We start from the raw sequence: 18,956 nt of genomic DNA on the forward strand, positions 1-18,956 counted from the left end.
CACAGCCCGCCTCGTCGAGACATCCAGTCACAGATCGAGCCCCGGGGCGCTTGCGCGCCCCGGGGCTCATCCACGATCGACCCATGAACGACACCATCACCGTCTGCGGGATCATCGCCACCGAGCCGCGCCACCTCGTCACCGACACCGGCATCGCCATCACGAGCATGCGTCTCGCCTCGCCATCGCGACGCTGGGACCGTGCGACGTCGACCTGGACCAACGGGGCGACCAACTGGTACAGCGTCACCGCGTTCCGCACCCTGGCCGCCAACGTCCACAAGTCCGTCAAGAAGGGCGACCGCATCGTCGTCACCGGGCGGGTCCGCATCCGCACGTGGGAGCGTGACGGCAGGGGCGGCACCTCGATCGAGATCGACGCCGAGGGCCTCGGCCACGACCTGGCGTGGGGGATCAGCAACTGGATCCGCGTGCCGAGGCACTCCTCTGAGTCGGCCGCGGCCCCGGGCTCGTCCCAGGGCCGGGTGAACACCGTCGACCTCCGTACCGGAGAGGTGCACGGCATCACCGGGACGGGGACACCGCCGGCGATCGTCGGGGCGGACGACCACGACGACGGCCGCGACCACGACGACCACGCCGACCACGACCACGACGACCACGCCGACCACGCCGACCACGCCGACCACGACCATGAGCACGACGACGACCACTGGGGCGTCGACCTCGGGACCCCCACCGACGAGGACGGTGTACCCGAGGACCACGGCGGCGCGCTGCCGGTACCGACGGCCCCCGCCGTGGGCGACCAGGCGGCGGCCTGATGGGTCGGCGCCGGGTCAGCCCCGGACGGTCACCAGCGCTGCGTGATCATCGCGATGCCCGCGACCTCGGTGGTGTCCCAGTTGCCGCCCTTCGGCAGCCCGCTGACCCGGCCGTCCACCCAGAAGGTCGCGCCCTGGACCGCCGGCGAGTTCGTCTGCCGCGCCTTCAGCCCGTGGAACGAGAAGTTCGGGTTCCAGGTGCCCTGCAGCCCGCTCACGCCCGGCTTGTTCCGCACGGTGATCTTCACGTCACGCATCGACGAGTGGACGACGTCGCCGTTCAGACGGCCGTTGCCCTCGACGTTGAAGAAGAGCCGACCCTTCAGGTTCAGCCCGACCGCGGCGATCGTGTGGCCGTTCGCGAAGAACGTCCCGACGCTGTTCGGGTAGAAGCGGAGCCCGACGGGCGTCACGTTGTGGGTGGCCGGACCGAGGTAGCCGTACGAGAACTTGCCGTTCTGCACGCGCTCCCAGATGAACCGCGGAGCGCCCTTGCTGACCGTCGATCCCTTGTCGGACTGGATCCCGACCGAGAAGGCGTTGTTGTAGGCGTCGTGCACGTTGATGTACGACGAGTAGCCCGTGCCCGCGCCGCCCTCGGTGATGTTCGCCGTGTACTCGACGAGCGGCGTGCCGTGCGGGGCGACGGTGGATGCGGACGCCGTGGCGCCCGTGGGGACGACGAGGCCGACCGCGAGTGCGATCGCGCCGACGAAGGGGAGTGCGAGCCGGTGCAAGCGTGTTCTGGGCATGTCCCTGATCCTGATCTCGGTGTGGACGACGAGGCCCTGGTGGAGGGCCAGGCCACGGTACGTCGAAGTACGCGAGTGCAACACCCCCTTGCGCGTTCCGACGAGGGGACACCTTCAGTAGACTCAGGGGGATATGGCTGAGTACATCTACCAGATGGTCCGCGCCCGCAAGGCGGTCGGCGACAAGCTGATCCTCGACGACGTCACGATGTCGTTCCTCCCCGGCGCCAAGATCGGCGTCGTCGGACCGAACGGCGCCGGCAAGTCGACGATCCTGAAGATCATGGCGGGTCTCGACCAGCCGTCCAACGGCGAGGCGAAGCTCACCCCGGGTTTCAGCGTCGGCATCCTCATGCAGGAGCCGGAGCTCGACGAGTCGAAGACCGTCCTCGAGAACGTGCAGGAAGGCGTGGGCGAGATCCACGGCAAGGTCGTGCGCTTCAACGAGATCTCCGCGCTGATGGCCGAGCCGGACGCCGACTTCGACGCGCTCCTCGCCGAGATGGGGACGCTGCAGGAAGAGATCGACGCGGCCGACGCGTGGGACCTCGACTCGCAACTCGAGCAGGCGATGGCCGCGCTCCAGTGCCCCCCGGGGGACGAACTCGTCACGCACCTCTCCGGTGGTGAGAAGCGCCGCGTCGCGCTCTGCAAGCTCCTGCTCCAGAAGCCCGACCTGCTCCTCCTCGACGAGCCCACCAACCACCTCGACGCCGAGAGCGTGCAGTGGCTCGAGCAGCACCTGCAGCAGTACCACGGCGCCGTCCTGGCCGTGACCCACGACCGGTACTTCCTCGACCACGTCGCGCAGTGGATCGCCGAGGTCGACCGCGGTCGTCTCTACCCGTACGAGGGCAACTACTCGACCTACCTCGAGAAGAAGCGCGCCCGACTCGAGGTCCAGGGCAAGAAGGACGCCAAGCTCGCGAAGCGTCTGTCGTCGGAGCTCGACTGGGTCCGCAGCAACACCAAGGGCCGGCAGGCGAAGTCGAAGGCCCGCCTCGCCCGCTACGAGGAGATGGTCACCGAGGCCGAGCGCACGCGCAAGCTCGACTTCGAGGAGATCGTGATCCCCGTGGGCCCGCGTCTCGGCTCACAGGTCATCGACGCCGAGAAGCTGCACAAGCAGTTCGGCGAGCGTGTCCTCATCGACGACCTCTCGTTCACGCTGCCCCGGAACGGCATCGTCGGCGTGATCGGCCCGAACGGCGTCGGCAAGACGACTCTCTTCAAGACGATCGTCGGGCTCGAACCCCTCGACGGCGGCACGCTGAAGATCGGTGAGACGGTCGACATCTCCTACGTCGACCAGAGCCGTGGCGGCATCGACCCGAACAAGAACCTGTGGGAGGTCGTGTCCGACGGACTCGACTACATCCAGGTGGGCAAGACCGAGATCCCGTCCCGCGCGTACGTGTCGCAGTTCGGCTTCAAGGGCCCGGACCAGCAGAAGCGTGCCGGCATCCTGTCCGGTGGTGAGCGCAACCGTCTCAACCTGGCGCTGACGCTCAAGCAGGGCGGCAACCTGCTGCTCCTCGACGAGCCGACGAACGACCTGGACGTCGAGACCCTCGGCAGCCTCGAGAACGCGCTGCTCGAGTACCCCGGCTGTGCCGTGGTCATCACGCACGACCGGTGGTTCCTCGACCGCATCGCGACGCACATCCTCTCGTGGGAGGGCCTGAACGAGGACGGCACCCCCAACTGGTACTGGTTCGAGGGCAACTTCGAGGCCTACGAGGAGAACAAGGTCGAGCGCCTCGGGGCCGACGCTGCGAAGCCCGGTCGGGCGACGTACCGCAAGCTCACCCGCGACTGACGATGGCACGACTGCACGCTCCGATCCGCATGCGCTGGAGCGACATCGACGCGTACGGTCACGTCAACAACTCCGCGATGCTGCGCCTCCTCGAAGAGGCGCGCATCGTGGGGTTCTGGGGCCCCGATCCTGAGGAGCTCGAGTCCGACGGGTCCATCCCGGAGCCGATCATCGACGGCCGCCCGGGTTCGGGCACGATGACGGTCATCGCGGCGCAGCGCCTCGAGTACCTGGCGTCGATCCCGTACTTCCGGCAGCCGCTCGACATCCAGATGTGGATCGGGCGGATCGGTGGGGCGAGCATCGACGTCTCGTACGAGGTGTACTCGCCCGTCGGCCACGACCCCGCGGTCCTCTACACGCGGGCGACGACGGCGCTCGTGATGGTGGACGCGGCGAGCAACCGCCCGCGGCGGCTCACCGAGGCCGAGCGGGAAGCGTGCGCGCGGTACACCGAGCCGGCAGTGCAGTTCTCCCGCCCCTGACGGCCCGCCCCTGACGGGCAGCCCCTGACCGACATCAGCGCGGGAAGCGCATCATCCCCTCCTGCGCGACCGACGCCAGCAACCGGCCGTCCTCGGAGAACATCCGCCCGAACGCGAGTCCCCGACCGCCCTGCGCGCTCGGGGACTCCTGCGTGTACAGGATCCACTCGTCCGCCCGGCCGTCGCGGTGCCACCACATCGCGTGGTCGAGGCTCGCGCTCTTCAGGCCCGGCGTGCCCCAGGCGACCCCGTGCCGACGCATGATCGGTTCGAGGATCGACAGGTCGCTCGCGTACCCGAGGATCGCGCGGTGCAGGGCGGGGTCCTCCGGCAGGTCCCCGTCGACGCGGAACCACACGGCCTGGTGCGGGATGTGCTCGCCCTGGACGTCCACGAAGACCGGTCCCTCCACGTGCCGGAGGTCGATCGAGCGTTCGGCCCACGCCCGGGCGACGGGGTGGTCGATCGCGGACAGGATCGACGCGGCCGACGGCAGGGACTCCGGCGACGGGGTGTCGACCGGGAAGGGGTCCTGGTGTTCAGCCCCGGTGTCCGGTCGCTGGAACGAGGCGATCATCGAGAAGATCGGGACGCCGCGCTGGTACGCCTGCACGCGTCGGGCGGCGAAGGAGCGGCCGTCGTGGATGCGTTCGACGGCGAAGGTGATGGGCAGGTCGATGTCCCCGGGGCGGAGGAAGTACCCGTGCATCGAGTGGATGTTGCGGTCCTCGATGGTGGCCTGGGCGGCGACGATGCACTGGGCGAGGACCTGGCCGCCGAACACGCGGCCTCCGGGCGACCAGTGGCTCGCCCCGGTGAGGATCGTCTCGCCGGTGCTCGCACCCGTGTCCTCGAGTCGGAGGGTCCGCAGGAAGTCCGGTTCACCGTTCACACCGGCAGTCTACGAACACAGTCGGCGTCGGTAGGATCCGTGGTGACATGGGCACCTCCTTCACGCTTCCCGACGCAGCCTCCCTCGGGGACCTCCGCACCTACCTCGGACGGGCCGCCCGCATCGAGGACGGTTCCGTCCGCCTCATCGCCGACTCCGGGGTCCTCGCGGTCTACACGGCGATCCTCTACCCGCTCGGTCTGCTCGACGAGCTCCCGACCGTGCTCGGCCTCCGCACGTTCTCGCTGACGGAGCCCGCCACGATCGATGCCGTCGTGCCGCTGGCCTCGCTGCAGGAGCGGCTGCGGCTGCTGGCCGAGACGCAGGATGCCGAACGCGATGAGGGCGCCGATCCGACGCGCGCGACCCCGATCGAGGTGGAGCTCCCGCACGAGGTCCACACCGTCACGTGGGCGGCGATCTCCCCGCCCCGTGGCGGATGGGTGCCGCTGCCGGACATCTCGCCGGAGCTCCTCCGCCGGGCGACCCGTGACGGCATCGCGGAGGTCGCCGACGCCGTCCCGACGAACGCGGGCGAGGCGATCGTCCGCAAGGTCCGGTCCGAGGTGTGGGGCCGTCCGGTCGCGGGCATCGAGCACGTTCCGGCCGGCGCCGGGTTCGCGGGGGAGAGCCTCGGGTTCCTCGGGCACGACCCGGTCCGGTTGTTCGAGACCGGTCCGTGGAGCCGTCTGACGACGTCGCGCGGCCACGTCCTCGTCAAGCGTCGCGCCTGGACCCTCAACCCGTAGCGCCGTCGTCCGGAGCCGACGGACGGAACGTCCGCTGACGCGACCGGAAGGCGGCCTGGAGGCGCGGGGCGGCGCCGCCCCGCGCCTCCAGGCCGTCGACTGGTCACGTCGACGACGTGAGCCGGACGTCCGTCAGTCGAAGGAGTTGGTCATCGCGTGGGCTGCGCGGTCGAGGTAGGCCCAGAGCTCGGCCTCGTCGAGCGGCGCGAGGCCGAGCGACTCGACGGCCTCGCGCATGTGGTGCAGCCAGCGTTCGCGCGCCTCGGGCGTGACGCGGAACGGCATGTGGCGCATGCGGAGCCGGGGGTGCCCGCGCTCCTCGCTGTAGGTGCCCGGGCCGCCCCAGTACTGCTGGAGGAAGGCGGAGAGCCGCCAGATCGCGCCCTCGAGGTCCTCGGCCGGGTACATCGGCCAGATGACGTCGTCCTGCTGGACGCCCTCGTAGAAGCGGCGGACGAGCCGGTCGAACGTGGGTGCGCCGCCGATGCGGTCGTACAGCGAGCCGGTCGCGGAGACGCCGTGCTCACCGACCCGGAGCGTGATCGGCTGCGCGGGCACGCCGCCGCCGGGTGCGGGCACGCTGCCGGCTGCGGGCACGCCGCTGCTGGCTGCGGGCACGCCGCTGCCGGCGGATGGGGTGGGGTCGGTCACTGCGGGTCCTTCCCGGCGTCGTGGTCGTCGCTCCGGATGGGCTGACCGAGGATGTTCTTCCGGCGGCGGGGCTTCGTCGGTGCCGGCGTCGGCTGGGTTCGGACGGTCCGCAGGCCGTTGATCGACGTGGCGTTCTCCCATCCCTCGGGCATGATCATCGCCATCGCGGGCAGGGTCACCCCGATCTCGTCGACGGAGCGCTTCAGCCGCAGGCGGAGCTCACGGCCGACGACGTCGAGTTCGGAGGCCCTGGTCTTCACGACGAGCCGGAACACCATGCCGGTGTCGGAGATGGACTGCAGCCCCCAGATCTCCGGCTTCTCGACGATGCGTTGGCGCCACCGGGGCTCCTGCGACATCGCGACCGCCGCCTTCAGCAGCGCGTCCTGCACGGCGTCGATGTCGGTGTCGTAGGGCACGGTGATGTCGACGAGGACGCGGGACCAGCCTTGGGACAGGTTCCCGACACGGAGGATCTGGCCGTTCGGGACGAACCAGAGGATGCCGTTCACGTCGCGGATCTGCATGACGCGCAGCCCGACGTTCTCGACCACGCCGGTCGCCTGTCCGGTGTCGACGACGTCGCCGACGCCGGCCTGGTCCTCGAGGATCATGAAGATGCCGGACAGCAGGTCGCGCACGATGCTCTGCGCGCCGACGGCCAAGCCGGCCGCGACGAGGGAGGCCCCGCCGACGATGCCGACCGCGGCGTTCGGGATCACCAGCGGGATGATCACGACGAGTGCGAGCACGACGACGATCACCGTCGCGAGGTTCTCGAGCACGCTGCCGAGGGTCCGGGTGCGCTGGACGACCCGAGCGGTCTGGATCGGCGAGGCGATCAGGGCCTGGGTGTCCGTCGCGCCCTGACGCTTCTTCACACCGTTCACCACCCGGTCGACGACGCCCTTGATCGAGTGCCGCAGGATGACCCGCAGCACGATCGCGGCGAGGACCGTGATGACGATCGTGATCGGGACGTGCCAGGTGTCGACGAACTCACCGAACGTCTGCGTGACGGCCTGGGCGGCATCGGTCGGGGTCGGGGACGGGGCTGCAACCAAGATCATGATCCGGTCGATGCTAAAGGGCGGGGCCTCGGCGTCCCTGGAGGAACGCCGGGACCCCGCCGATGGTCATCCGGGGCTCAGGCGTCGGCCGCCTGCACCCGGAGGGCACGTTCGGTGCCGGCCAGGCCCTCGGACACGATGCGACGGAGCGCCGGGGTCTCCGGGTGCGCCTCGAGCCACGCGAGCGCCGCGTCCCGGAGTTCGACCGACGCGAGCGGCGCCGGGTAGAGGCCCGTGACGATGGTGTCGGCGATGTGGTAGCTGCGCTCGGCCCAGATGCGGGTGAGCACCTCGAAGTACTTCGGCACGAGGCCCTCGAGCACGACCGGGCTGTTCACGTGCTGGTAGCCGATCGTGGTCTGCCGCACGATCGCGTTCGGCAGCTCCGAGGAGTCGACGAGCGACGAGAACGCGGCGAGCTTGCCCTCGGCCGTGGGGATGGTCGCACGGGCACGCGCTGCCGCCTGCTCGCCCGACGCGGTCTTGTCCGCGGCGAGTTCGGTGTCGACGTCGGTGCCGGTCGCGGCACCCGCGAGCACGAGGCCCTCGAGCAGCTCCCAGCGGAGGTCCGTGTCGATCTCGAGCCCGCTGAGCGTCACCGAGCCGTCGCGCAGCCCGGCGAGCGTGGCGATGTGCTCGGGCGTCGACGCGACCTGGGCGAAGAACTTCACGAACTGGAACTGCGCGTCGGACCCGGCCTCGGCCGAGCTCGCGAGCTGCCAGAGCGTCTCGCCCACCGTGCGGACGGTGGCGTCCGCCTTCGCCGGGGCCACGTAGTTGCGCGACGTCAGGAGCAGCTGCGAGAGCGTCGTCCGGATGGTCGTCGACTCGGTCTCGGTCGCGATGTTGCCGAGCACGAGGCGGACGTAGTCGCTCGCGGGGGACTCGGCGTCGCGGGTGGCGTCCCACATCGCGCCCCACACGATGGAGCGGGCGAGCGGGTTCGCGATCGAGGCGAGGTGCTCGATTGCGGTGCGCCGGGAGTGCTCGTCGAGACGGATCTTGGCGTACGCCAGGTCGTCGTCGTTGAGGAGCACGAGGTCGCCGCGGTGCACACCGACGAGCTCGGGGACCTCGGTCCGGGGGCCGTCGACGTCGATCTCGACACGGTGCGCGCGCTCGAGCTTGCCGCCGGAGGACGCGGTGTCCGCGCCGAACGGGGCGTCCGCGTCGGTCGTGAACGCGTAGACGCCGATCGCCAGACGGTGCGGGCGCAGCGTCGGGTGGTCGGCCGGGGCTTCCTGCAGGACGGCGAACGACGTGATGACGCCGGACTCGTCGACCTCGATCTCCGGGCGGAGCGTGTTCACACCGGCGGTCTCGAGCCACAGCTTCGACCAGTCGGAGAGGTCACGGCCGCTCGTCGCCTCGAGCTCGACCAGCAGGTCACGGAGCTCGGTGTTCGAGTGGTGGTGCTTCTTGAAGTACGCGGAGACACCGGCGAAGAACGCGCCGAAGCCCACCCATGCCACGAGCTGCTTGAGGACCGAGCCGCCCTTCGCGTAGGTGATGCCGTCGAAGTTGACCTGGACGTCCTCGAGGTCGTTGATCGTCGCGACGATCGGGTGCGTCGAGGGCAGCTGGTCCTGGCGGTAGGCCCAGGACTTCTCCATCGCCTGGAACGTGGTCCACGCCTCGGTCCACTCGGTGGCCTCGGCCGTGGCGATCGTGGAGGCCCACTCGGCGAAGGACTCGTTGAGCCAGAGGTCGTTCCACCACTTCATCGTGACGAGGTCGCCGAACCACATGTGCGCGAGCTCGTGCAGGATCGTGACGACCCGGCGCTCCTTGATGGCGTCCGTGACCTTCGACCGGAAGACGTACGTCTCGGTGAAGGTCACCGCGCCGGCGTTCTCCATCGCGCCGGCGTTGAACTCCGGCACGAACAACTGGTCGTACTTCTCGAACGGGTACGCGACGTCGAACTTCTCCTCGTAGTAGGCGAAGCCCTTCTTCGTGATGTCGAAGACGTACTCGGGGTCGAGGTACTCGGCGAGCGACTTGCGGGCGAACACCCCGAGCGGGATGGTCCGTCCGTCACGGCTCGTCAGCTCGTCGCGCACGACCTCGTACGGGCCGGCCACGAGCGCGGTGATGTAGCTGGAGATCTTCGCGGTGGGGGCGAACGACCACGTGGCGAGGTCGCCGTCGACGTGCGGCTCGGGTGTGGGGGAGTTCGAGACGACCTGCCAGCGCGACGGCGCCGTCACGGTGAAGCTGAACTCGGCCTTGAGGTCGGGCTGCTCGAACACCGCGAACATGCGGCGCGAGTCGGGGACCTCGAACTGGGAGTACAGGTAGACCTCGTCGTCGACGGGGTCCACGAAGCGGTGCAGGCCCTCGCCCGTGTTCGTGTAGAGCGCGTCGGCGACGACGACGAGCTCGTTCTGCTCCTGCAGCCCGTCGAGCTGGATGCGGACGCCGTCGTTGACCGCCGCGACGTCGAGCGCCGTGCCGTTCAGCGTGATCGCGTGCACGGTCTTCGTGATCGCGTCGATGAAGGTCGAGGCGCCGGGCGTCGCGGTGAAGCGCACGCGTGTGGTGCTGCCGAACGTCTCGGCGCCGCGGGTCAGGTCGAGCTCGACGTCGTACGTCTGCACGTCGACGATCGCGGCACGTTCCTGGGCTTCGATTCGGGTGAGGTTCTCTCCGGGCACGGACGCTCCATCTTCGCTGGGGACACGGACGATCGGTGTCCGCGTGGGGGAGTCCCGGCACGGCGTCGTGCACCGGCGGGACGATGCGACCAGCCTAGCGACGAGGCGTAGGGTCGCAGCGTGACGGACACGACTGTGGACAAGACGACCGATGAGCGCACCACTGTGGAGTTCTGGTTCGACCCGAACTGCCCCTGGGCCTGGATGACGAGCCGGTGGGTCGGCGAGGTCGCGCAGCACCGCGACCTCGACGTCACCTGGAAGGTGATGAGCCTCTTCGTCCTCAACGAGGACCAGGACGTCCCTGCCGACTACAAGGAGCGCCTGCACGCCGGCCAGGTCTACCCGCGGATCGTCACGGCCGCGAAGCTCCGGCTCGGGCAGGACGTCGTCAAGCCGCTCTACGACGCGCTCGGCGAGCACATCCACCACCGCCAGGAGAAGGATCCCGAGCAGGTCGTGCCCGCCGTGCTCGCCGAGCTCGGCCTCGACGCGGACCTGCTCGAGTACGCCTGGACCGACGAGGTCGACGAGGCCGTGCGCGCCAGCCACCAGGACGGCATCGACCGTGTCGGGCAGGACGTCGGCACGCCGGTCATCGCCGTCGAGGGAACCGCCTTCTTCGGCCCCGTCATCTCGCCGGCCCCGAAGGGCCAGCAGGCCCTCGACCTGTGGGACGGCGTCGTCGCCGCCGCCCGGTACCCGGGCTTCTTCGAGCTGAAGCGTTCGCGCACGGTCGGCCCGGTCTTCGACACCACGGATTGACGGACTGACTGGAGGCGCGGTGCGGGCTGGCAGCGTGCCTCCAGGCCCTGATATGGTCACTTCCAGCCGGTGAAGTATCAGGGGGATGGGGATCCATGGGGGAGTCGTACCGCGTCGACCGCGCCGCGTCAGCGAGGGCCGTCGCGAACGTTCGCACGGCCGCGTCCGACGTGAGCCGACGTGCGGACGACTTGACGCGAGCGCTCGACGCGCTCGCCGAAGCGGCGAGCGGATCGCCGGAGATCGCAGCGGCGCTTCGGTCGTTCGTGTCGGAGCGCAACGAGACAGCGACGAGGATCGGCACGCACCTGCAGGCGGTCAGCGCGGTCGGGACGATCGCACTCGCCGCCGTCGACGAGGCGGACGATCAGATGGCGAGCATCGCCCGCACGGCGGCGCAATGACGAGTGGTGTGGTCTCGGCCGCGTCGCTCGACGAGATCCGTCTCGACATGAGTGCGGTGGCGGCCGCCGCCGATGATCTCCGTGCTGCCGCTGGCGACGTGCGGAGCGCTGCATCGGACGGCGCGCACTCCTGGTCCACCATGCCGGCAGTGTTCGAGATGGCCGGCGTGAGCGCTGCCATGCCCGCCCTGACGCACCGGTCCACCGCCGTCGCGACCGAGCTCGCCGAGAGTGCCGAGCGCCTGCACGAGCTCGTCGATCGGGCGTCCTTCGACTTCGCCGAGCTCCAGACGCGACGGGCCGCACTGGCCGAGCGGATCGCGTCGTTCGCCGGCGGGGTCCAGGCCGCGGTCGAGCGTCACGATGCTGCGTTGCCCGAGCCTCCGGATTCGAGCACGTCGTGGGACCGCGTCCCCGGCCTCGCCGCCGAGGACGCGGCGCTCCGGGCGGCGGTCTCCGACTGGAACGAACAGTGGCGAGACTGGCAGCAGCGACTCGCTTCGCAGATCCGAGCCATCACCGGTGGGGACTCGACCGCGGGCCTTGCAGCTGACGCGACCGACGTGCACACCGCGAGCCTCGTGGCTCCCATGCCGCTTCCGGGCTTCCCCTCCACGCCCTTCCAGTTCCCGTGGCCGTGGCTCGGCGCTGCTGGCGGGACCGCGGCCGGCTCCGGCAGTGCCGTCGGCGGGCTGTCGGCGCTGGGATTGCTGGGCATCCTGTTCGGCCTCAGTGGGGACACGAAGCAGCAGACCCCAGCCGATGCCATGCGGCAGCGGATGGCGCAGGCCGACCAGGACGCGTGGGCGTGGACGCACGACCCACTCACCGGCAAGCCGCGTGAGGTGGCTGGTGGTGCTGGCATCATGACGGACGTCGTCGGGCCGATGACCGGTCCGCAGGCGGACAAGGACATTCGCTCCCGCGGGCGGCTCGGCGACAGCCCTCCTCATCGAGAGGTGGACACGCCTGAAGAGGTCGTGCAGGCCTGGCGGGATCTCAGCCGCGGGGGAAAGGTCACGGCGGACTCCACTCCAGAACGCATCGCAGTGGTACTCCCGGACGGAACGCGCGTCCAGTACCGACGAGACAGTAAGTCCGGTGGTCCGGTCGTCGAAGTGCAGGCCAACGGCGCGAAGCCGCTCAAGCTGCACATGCCCAAGGGAGCCGACCCCCACGATTTGCCCGATGACGCAAAGCCAGATGGATTGAAATGAACGAACTCACTTACTACGTCCTTGCGACGACCTACAACGGAACGGGCGAGAACCTCTGGGGCTGGAAAGCGGTCTTTGAGATCGAACGACGTCGTCCCCGCGAGGAAACGCGCGAATGGGTACTCGACAACCTTCGCCAGCTCCTCGCCGAGGGACTCGTGTCGGTCGGCACCTACCGACCGGACGGGCCCGGACGCGCCGGCTGGGACGAGTGGCAGGGCACGCCTGACGAGATCGTCGAACGAGTCGCTGCGATCTACACCCTCGAGACGGGCGACGTCGAGGTTCCCTTCTGGGATTGCTACATCATGGACACGCCGAAGGGAGATGCCCTGTTCGAAGCGGAGCGCGGCCGACGGATCGCGGTCGGCCTTGATCCCTTCGCGGGGGATGACGGGATCTGGGACGCAGACGGCAACGTCATCGAGCCGCACGGGGACGAGATCGTTGTCTGACGGCGGCCTCGAGTACGTCCCGTTCCCCGCCGAGGAAGTCCGCGCGATGCCGGACGGCTCGATCGCGGCGATGCGGGAACCGCTGCCCGGGTACGAGGCGTACATCGACGTCGTCCCGCCCGCTGACGCCGAGGACCCGCGCGTGCAGCGACGGAGCGTCCGCCACGACGACGGTCTCGCGCCGAGCACCGAACCAGCGCCACGGACGCCCGAGGAACAGCTGCTCCTCGACCTCACGGAGTTCAACCGGAACGGGTGCGCCACCGACCTCCGCGCGCTGCACCGCATGGTGCGAACCGACCACGAGATCGACGGCACCCGAGCCCGGGCGATGGCGCTGCGGTCGGTCGAGATCGGCATCCGTCGGGGCCTCCTGACGAGCGGGATGTTCGTCCGTGCCGGTTCGGAGTTCGCGTTCGTCGAACCCGAGCGGAGCGTCGCGGACCGGATCTCGACCATTCGGGAACGCTACGTCAGCGCACCCCAGGCCGGCGAGTCCGACGGTGACCTCGCGAACTCGGTCTGGCTGATGAACACGACGGACGGCGAGCGGTACGCGCGGACGCACAGCGCCGACCCGGTCAGGCATGACCAAGCGAGCGATGCCGGGCCGACGACGACCCCGAGCGCGCCCGCGGTCGTCGTACGGTCCTCGAGCGACGAGTGGGACGACAAGAACCACGAGCTGCTCGCGGACAACGTCTTCGAGGAACTCCGCAACGGCTGGCTCTCGTGGGACAAGGGCATCGAGGACGCGGCGCTCAAGAACATCGCGTGGGGGATCGCCGCGGAGATCGTGTACGCCTTCGACGTGCAGTGGTCCCCGGACTGGGTCGCGAAGGGGCACCCGCACCGGTGGCACGACGACGACGGGTGGCACGTGCGGTGCAACGACTGCCTCGACGAGAGCCCGGCCGAGGCCGACGAAGCGGTCGCGTACGCCTGGTTCGCGGATCACCGTCCGATCGCGCACGGTGACACCGCTCCGCCGTTCCGACCGTCCCCGACGCCGCTCGAGATCCCGATGCCGAGCGGCGACTGAGCGCGGACTGCCACAGCTCCGCGACTCACCGCACAACCGAAGTGTGCGCGAACCACGGAATTGCGCGGTTCCCAGGGACTTCGGTTGTGCGAAGCGCAAACGGCAGGCACGCGGCCGCCACCGCCGCCGCAGCCGGCGCAGGTCAGGCCAGCGGCAGCCGCATGAGCGTCAGGTCGAGCCACCGGTCGAACTTCCGACCGACCTCGGGCACGACCGCCACGGTGGTGAACCCGAGTCGCTCGTGCAGGGCGATCGACCCCGTGTTCGTGCTGCAGATCCCGGCGATCATCACGTGCCGGCCCTCGGCCGTGGCCCGCGCGATCAGGGCGTCCATCAGGGTCGTCGCGATGCCCCGGCCGCGGAACTCCTCGACGACGTAGACGCTGTGCTCGACGGTCAGCCGGTACCCCTGGTGCGGCCGCCACTGCGAGTACGTGGCGTACCCGGCGACCCGCCCGCCCACCTCGGCGACGATCACGGGGTACCCGTCGGCGCGGCGCTCGGCGAGCCAGGCGTCGAAGTACGATCGCGGGTGCGGCTCCTCCTGCCAGATGGCGGTGGAGTGCAGCACGGCGTCGACGTGCAGCGCGTGGACGACGTCGAGGTCACGCGGCTCGCAGTCCCGCACGATGACCGGGGCGTCCGAGTTCGTCGCATATGCTGTCGCCATGTCTCAGATCGTAGACGATGCAGCGCTGGAAGCGGAAACCGGGGAACACCCGGACGACGCCGACCAGCGGCGCCTCGGGGAACGCCTGCAGCGACTCCGCACCGAGCGAAAGTGGAGCCTCACCGAGCTCGCCGAGGAGTCCGGGGTCTCCCGCGCGATGATCAACCGCGTCGAGCGCGGTGTGTCCAGCCCGACCGCGACGATCCTCGGTCGGCTCTCCGGTGCCTTCGGTCTGACCGTCTCGCAGCTCCTCGACGACGCCCTCGACCACGAGGTGCCGCGGGGAGCCGACCCCGAGGAAGCACGCGGTGTCCAACGCGGCGCGACCGCCGATTCGTGGACCGATCCCGAGACCGGGTACCGACGCCGTCCCGTCTCGAGCGCGTCCTTCCCCGCTGACGTCACCGAGGTGCGCCTCCCGGCCGGCCGCGAGGTGGCCTACCCGGCGTCGGCGTACGCGTTCCTGCGGCACTGCATCTGGGTGGTCGACGGCGTGCTCGAGGTGGTCGTCGGCGACGAGACGACGCGCCTCGGCGCGGGGGACCGGATCGAGCTCGGCGAGCCCGCCGACGTCGTCTACCGGAACCCCGGCGAGGACCCGGTGCGGTACGTCGTCGTCGTGGTCCGAGGGCAGTAGGCGCAGGAATAGGATCGGTTCCATGCGCATCCACCTCGGAACGGACCACGCCGGCCTCGAGTTCAACAAGACCCTCAACGCCCACCTCACCGAAGCCGGGCACGAGGTCGTGGACCACGGTCCGACCGAGTACGACGCGCTCGACGACTACCCCTCGTTCTGCATCAACGCCGCGCACGCCGTGGTGCAGGACCAGCGTGCGGGCGTGCAGTCGCTCGGCGTCGTCTTCGGCGGCTCCGGCAACGGCGAGCAGATCGCCGCGAACAAGGTCGAGGGCATCCGGGCGGCGCTCGTGTGGAACGAGTCCACGGCGCTCCTGGCCCGTCAGCACAACGACGCCAACGTCATCTCGATCGGCGCCCGCCAGCACACCGAGGACGAGGCGATCCGCTTCGTGGACCTCTTCATCGCCGAGCCGTTCTCCGGCGAGGAGCGTCACGCGCGCCGCATCGCGCAGCTCGCCGAGTACGAGACCACCGGGCGCATCGCCGGTCGGCAGATCGACGCGTAGGCCCTCCGTCAGGGGTACCGGGTAGAACGGGAGCCATGCCCGAGGGTCACTCCGTCCACCGCATCGCCAACCAGTTCTCCCAGCACTTCGTCGGCAAGCGCTGCGAGGTCTCCAGTCCGCAGGGCCGGTTCGCTGCCGGCGCCGCGCAGCTCGACGGCAAGAAGATGATCGCCGCCCGCGCGGTGGCGAAGCAGATGTTCCTCGAGTTCGAGGGCGACCTGTTCTTACGCGTCCACCTCGGCCTGTACGGCGCGTGGGACTTCGCGGGTGATCTCTCCACCGCCACCGCGCTTGCGGCGGACGCCGACGGCGAGGAGTCCCTCACCTCGATCGGAGCGCCCCGGCTGGCCCGGTACCGGATGGCCGAGCAGGAGAAGGTCGAGGACCCGATCGAGTCCTTCCCGCCGGACCCGGTCGGCCAGGTGCGTGTGCGGCTCCTCACCGAGGACACCGTCGCCGACCTCCGTGGTCCGACGGCCTGCGTCGTGGAGACTCCGGCCGAGGTGCAGCAGGCGCTTGACAAGCTCGGCCCGGATCCGATGAACGACGACGGACCCGAGGCCGAGAAGGCCTTCGTCGACAACGTCCGGAAGCGCAACGTGGCGATCGGCCAGCTGTTGATGGACCAGTCCGTGGTGGCTGGCATCGGCAACATCTACCGCGCCGAGCTGCTGTTCCGGCAGCGCATCGACCCGTACAAGCCGGGCAAGAAGATCACTGTCAAGCAGGCGAAGGCGCTGTGGGCGGACTGGTCGAAGCTCCTGCACGACGGCGTCCGCGACGGACTCATGCTGACGATGGACGGCCTGTCCGAAGCCGAGCTGAAGAAGGCGAAGCGCTCCCGGAAGGACCGGCACTGGGTGTACCACCGCCAGGGTGAGCCCTGCCGGGTCTGCGGCACCGAGATCCGGATGGCGGACATGGCCGGCCGGAAGCTCTACTGGTGCCCGAAGGACCAGAAGTAGCGTCAGTCACGAAGGCGGAACGCAGGGCGCGGCGGTTCGCTGGTTCGGCTGGTGCGAGGATCCGGACACGGTGGGACGATCGCCGCGCCGCACGGAGTCCGGAACCTCGCACCGAACGGCTCGCACCCGCCGCGTCACACCTCGCGGTGGGTGAACCGCCCCTCGATCGCGGTGGCGAGCACCCGCATCCCGCGGAGCGCTGACGACGAGACCCCGGGCGCCAGCGGATCGGATTCGACGAGCACGAAGTCGGCGACGTCCCCGACCGACACACCGACCCGACCGTCCGTCGAGCCCCGCCACGCGGTCAGCGCCGAGACGCGTTCGTCCGGGTGCCACGGATCGCGGCCGTCCCGGTCACGCCCGACGGCCGCGGCCATCGAGACCCACGGGTCGAGCGGCGCGACCGGGGCGTCCGACCCGAGCAGCAGTCGCGCTCCGGCTCGGTCGAGCGAGGCGAACGCGAACGCCCGGTCGGTGTGTCCCGCCCAGTAGCGGTCGGCGATGTCCCGGTCGTCCATGGCGTGCTCCGGCTGCACCGACGCCGCGACCCCGAGCCGCGCGAAGCGTTCGAAGTCGTCCTCCGCGACGAGCTGCGCGTGCTCGATGGTGCCGCGGGCGCCGACGGCCTCGAACACGTCGAGCGCGAGGGTGTTCGCCCGGTCCCCGATGGCGTGGATCGCCGGCACGAGTCCGGCGGCGACCGCGCGGCGCACGATCGGCACGACCTCGTCGAGCGGCCACGTCAGCACGCCGTGCCCACCGAGTCCGTCGTACGCATCGACGACGGCGGCCGTCCTGGTGCCGAGCGACCCGTCGGTGATGACCTTGAACGGCCCCATCGTGAGCAGCCCGCGCGTTCCGTCGACGACGTCGCCCGTCCGGAGCCCGCGGTCGAGCACGGCGTCGAGCTCGAGCGGGTACACGCCCGACGACACCCGGAGGCCGTCCGTCCCGGTGTGGATCCGTCGTGCCCAACGGTCGAGGCCGAACCGCATCTCGAGGTCCACGATGCGGGTCACGCCGCGGGCGCTCGCCGCCTCGACGGCGTCGGCGACGTACCCGTCGAGCACGTCGTCCGGCACGCGGGAGAGCGCGGCGGTCACGTCGAAGGCGTCCTGCTCGCGCAGGACCCCGTCCGCACCCGCGTCGAGCGGGCGACCGACGATCGCCGAGAAGTGGGTGAGCGCCAGCGCGTTGCACCAGACGGCGTGCAGGTCCGCGCTGATGACGACGACCGGGAGGCGCGGTGCGGCCTCGTCGAGCAGCTCGCGTCGGGCGGGGGTCGGCCACAACCCGTCGCGGTAGCCGTGTGCGACCAGGACACGGTCCGCCACGCCGGTGCGCGCCACCTCCGCCACGAGGGCGGCGGTGGTCTCCGCGGAGTCGCAGCCGGCGACGTCGACACGACGGCGGACGAGCGCCCACTGGTCGAAGTGCACGTGGTGGTCGACCAGTCCGGGGGCGAGCCAGGCGCCGGCGGCCTCGACGACGTCGGTGTCGACGTCGGAGGCGTCGAGCGTGTGCGCCGGGGCGATCTCGGTGACCCGGCCGTCGACGATGCGCACGTCGGCGGGGGCACCGGACGTGCCCACCCGGCGGACGGTGCGGAGCAGGACCTCGTTCACTGCGCCTCCAGGCCGTCGACACGCAGCGCGTGTGCTCGTTCCATCTCGTCGGCGAGCGCCGGCGACGCGTACGGCCCGTCCCCGCGGAGCCCCGCGACGATCCGGTCCACGACCTCGGGCGCCTTGTTCTGCGACAGCTTCGCGCGGGCGTCGAACCGGGTGACCCGGATGCGGATCCCGACGGTGCCCTTGGCCATCCGGCGGGCGGTCTCCTCGTCGACCTCGAGCGAGACCGGCGACGGCATGACCCGTTCGAAGTGGTCGACGAGTTCGCCGAGGACGCGGAAGTTCTCCTCGTCGGACAGGATCTCCGGGGTGCCCCAGAGGTGCGCCGTGACGTGGTTCCAGGTCGGCACGAACTGCTCCGGCGGGTACCAGGCGGGGGAGACGTAGCCGTGCGGGCCCTGCACGACGACGAGCACCTCGTGGCGGCCGAGTTCGTGCGCCTGCTCGTCGGGACGGCCGACGTGCGACACGAGGACGATCTCGTCGTCGGGCGTCCCCGGAGCGGACGACTCGAGCAGGAAGGGGTAGTGCGACGCGACGAGCCCGGCGTCGGTGTGCGACACGATCGTCGCCCACGGGTTGCCGGCGACGAGGCGTTTCACCTCGTCGACGTCCGTCATGAGGAAGTGCGGTGTGTGTCGCATGCGTCGAGCGTGGCACACCGGGTCCGGCGGCGCGACGGCTGCCGTTTCCCGAGTGTTTCAGATCGGTAAAAGTTTCAGAGTTCATTGAAAGAAGTCTTGTGGTGGGGAATCCGACGGGCCTAGCTTCACTCCAACGACGGCCGGGCCGGACC

General features: G+C 70.1%; 20 protein-coding genes. 12 read left to right on the forward strand and 8 right to left on the reverse strand.

The window, feature by feature from the left end:
- The first annotated feature begins 83 nt into the window (after positions 1-83).
- Positions 84-785, forward strand: coding sequence for a single-stranded DNA-binding protein (locus DEJ28_RS05310; RefSeq protein ID WP_111115384.1), 702 nt, complete (start codon positions 84-86; stop codon positions 783-785).
- 29 nt (positions 786-814) lie between these two features.
- Here the strand turns inward: DEJ28_RS05310 and DEJ28_RS05315 are convergent, their stop codons facing one another.
- Positions 815-1,537, reverse strand: a complete 723-nt coding sequence (locus DEJ28_RS05315) for a hypothetical protein (protein ID WP_146248838.1) — start codon at positions 1,535-1,537, stop codon at positions 815-817.
- A gap of 133 nt (positions 1,538-1,670) precedes the next feature.
- On the opposite strand from DEJ28_RS05315, the gene ettA reads away from it, so the two are divergent.
- Both ettA and DEJ28_RS05325 read left to right on the forward strand, forming a co-directional pair.
- Positions 1,671-3,356: an energy-dependent translational throttle protein EttA gene (ettA, locus tag DEJ28_RS05320; protein WP_111115386.1), complete on the forward strand. Its 1,686-nt coding sequence runs from the start codon at positions 1,671-1,673 to the stop codon at positions 3,354-3,356.
- A gap of 29 nt (positions 3,357-3,385) precedes the next feature.
- On the forward strand, positions 3,386-3,841 hold the full coding sequence (locus DEJ28_RS05325; protein WP_258368033.1) for an acyl-CoA thioesterase: 456 nt from the start codon (positions 3,386-3,388) through the stop codon (positions 3,839-3,841).
- A gap of 34 nt (positions 3,842-3,875) precedes the next feature.
- Here DEJ28_RS05325 and DEJ28_RS05330 read toward each other — a convergent pair whose 3' ends face one another.
- Positions 3,876-4,733 carry an acyl-CoA thioesterase gene (locus DEJ28_RS05330; RefSeq protein ID WP_111115388.1) on the reverse strand — a complete coding sequence of 286 codons (858 nt, stop codon included), beginning with the start codon at positions 4,731-4,733 and terminating at the stop codon, positions 3,876-3,878.
- A gap of 47 nt (positions 4,734-4,780) precedes the next feature.
- On the opposite strand from DEJ28_RS05330, the gene DEJ28_RS05335 reads away from it, so the two are divergent.
- Positions 4,781-5,482 (forward strand): DUF8185 domain-containing protein, encoded by a 702-nt coding sequence (locus tag DEJ28_RS05335; RefSeq protein WP_111115389.1) that lies wholly within the window; start codon positions 4,781-4,783, stop codon positions 5,480-5,482.
- Positions 5,483-5,614: 132 nt separating this feature from the next.
- On the opposite strand, the gene DEJ28_RS05340 is transcribed toward DEJ28_RS05335, so the two are convergent.
- The 3 genes from DEJ28_RS05340 to pepN form a co-directional block, all read right to left on the reverse strand.
- Positions 5,615-6,025 carry a globin gene (locus DEJ28_RS05340; RefSeq protein ID WP_111115465.1) on the reverse strand — a complete coding sequence of 137 codons (411 nt, stop codon included), beginning with the start codon at positions 6,023-6,025 and terminating at the stop codon, positions 5,615-5,617.
- 104 nt (positions 6,026-6,129) lie between these two features.
- Positions 6,130-7,203, reverse strand: a complete 1,074-nt coding sequence (locus DEJ28_RS05345) for a mechanosensitive ion channel family protein (RefSeq protein WP_111115390.1) — start codon at positions 7,201-7,203, stop codon at positions 6,130-6,132.
- Positions 7,204-7,280: 77 nt separating this feature from the next.
- The gene (gene pepN, locus DEJ28_RS05350) at positions 7,281-9,860 is read right to left on the reverse strand and encodes an aminopeptidase N (RefSeq protein WP_111115391.1); all 2,580 of its coding nucleotides are present in this window, start codon (positions 9,858-9,860) and stop codon (positions 7,281-7,283) included.
- Between the two features lie 204 nt (positions 9,861-10,064).
- Here pepN and DEJ28_RS05355 point away from each other — a divergent pair, with 204 nt between their 5' ends.
- The 5 genes from DEJ28_RS05355 (at position 10,065) to DEJ28_RS05375 (ending at position 13,743) form a co-directional block, all read left to right on the forward strand.
- Positions 10,065-10,625, forward strand: coding sequence for a mycothiol-dependent nitroreductase Rv2466c family protein (locus DEJ28_RS05355; protein ID WP_111115466.1), 561 nt, complete (start codon positions 10,065-10,067; stop codon positions 10,623-10,625).
- Positions 10,626-10,816: 191 nt separating this feature from the next.
- Positions 10,817-11,029, forward strand: a complete 213-nt coding sequence (locus tag DEJ28_RS05360; RefSeq protein ID WP_146248839.1) for a hypothetical protein — start codon at positions 10,817-10,819, stop codon at positions 11,027-11,029.
- An 8-nt stretch (positions 11,030-11,037) separates the two neighbouring features.
- Entirely contained in the window at positions 11,038-12,246 is a 1,209-nt protein-coding gene (locus tag DEJ28_RS05365; protein ID WP_146248840.1) for a hypothetical protein, read from the forward strand.
- On the forward strand, positions 12,243-12,701 hold the full coding sequence (locus DEJ28_RS05370; RefSeq protein WP_111115394.1) for a hypothetical protein: 459 nt from the start codon (positions 12,243-12,245) through the stop codon (positions 12,699-12,701). Before DEJ28_RS05365 ends, DEJ28_RS05370 begins: the two co-directional genes overlap by 4 nt.
- Positions 12,694-13,743, forward strand: a complete 1,050-nt coding sequence (locus tag DEJ28_RS05375; protein WP_111115395.1) for a hypothetical protein — start codon at positions 12,694-12,696, stop codon at positions 13,741-13,743. The genes DEJ28_RS05370 and DEJ28_RS05375 overlap by 8 nt, the downstream gene beginning before the upstream one ends.
- 142 nt (positions 13,744-13,885) lie before the next feature.
- Here DEJ28_RS05375 and DEJ28_RS05380 read toward each other — a convergent pair whose 3' ends face one another.
- A complete protein-coding gene (locus DEJ28_RS05380; RefSeq protein ID WP_111115396.1) occupies positions 13,886-14,413 on the reverse strand; it encodes a GNAT family N-acetyltransferase in 528 nt (175 codons plus the stop codon).
- Between DEJ28_RS05380 and DEJ28_RS05385 the strand changes: the two genes are divergently transcribed.
- Genes DEJ28_RS05385 through DEJ28_RS05395 form a run of 3 tightly spaced genes read left to right on the forward strand, consistent with a single transcriptional unit; the run spans position 14,412 to position 16,526 of the window.
- Entirely contained in the window at positions 14,412-15,050 is a 639-nt protein-coding gene (locus DEJ28_RS05385) for a helix-turn-helix domain-containing protein (RefSeq protein ID WP_111115397.1), read from the forward strand. The two genes, DEJ28_RS05380 and DEJ28_RS05385, sit on opposite strands and share 2 nt — an antisense overlap.
- 22 nt (positions 15,051-15,072) lie before the next feature.
- Entirely contained in the window at positions 15,073-15,561 is a 489-nt protein-coding gene (locus DEJ28_RS05390; protein WP_111115398.1) for a ribose-5-phosphate isomerase, read from the forward strand.
- Positions 15,562-15,596: 35 nt separating this feature from the next.
- Positions 15,597-16,526: an Fpg/Nei family DNA glycosylase gene (locus DEJ28_RS05395; RefSeq protein WP_111115399.1), complete on the forward strand. Its 930-nt coding sequence runs from the start codon at positions 15,597-15,599 to the stop codon at positions 16,524-16,526.
- Positions 16,527-16,660: 134 nt separating this feature from the next.
- Here DEJ28_RS05395 and DEJ28_RS05400 read toward each other — a convergent pair whose 3' ends face one another.
- A complete protein-coding gene (locus tag DEJ28_RS05400) occupies positions 16,661-18,154 on the reverse strand; it encodes an amidohydrolase (RefSeq protein WP_111115400.1) in 1,494 nt (497 codons plus the stop codon).
- A complete protein-coding gene (locus DEJ28_RS05405; RefSeq protein ID WP_111115401.1) occupies positions 18,151-18,804 on the reverse strand; it encodes an FMN-binding negative transcriptional regulator in 654 nt (217 codons plus the stop codon). The genes DEJ28_RS05400 and DEJ28_RS05405 overlap by 4 nt, the downstream gene beginning before the upstream one ends.
- Positions 18,805-18,956 lie beyond the last annotated feature (152 nt).

Source organism: Curtobacterium sp. MCPF17_002 (assembly GCF_003234115.2).
In the GTDB taxonomy this organism is placed as follows: Bacteria; Actinomycetota; Actinomycetes; order Actinomycetales; family Microbacteriaceae; genus Curtobacterium.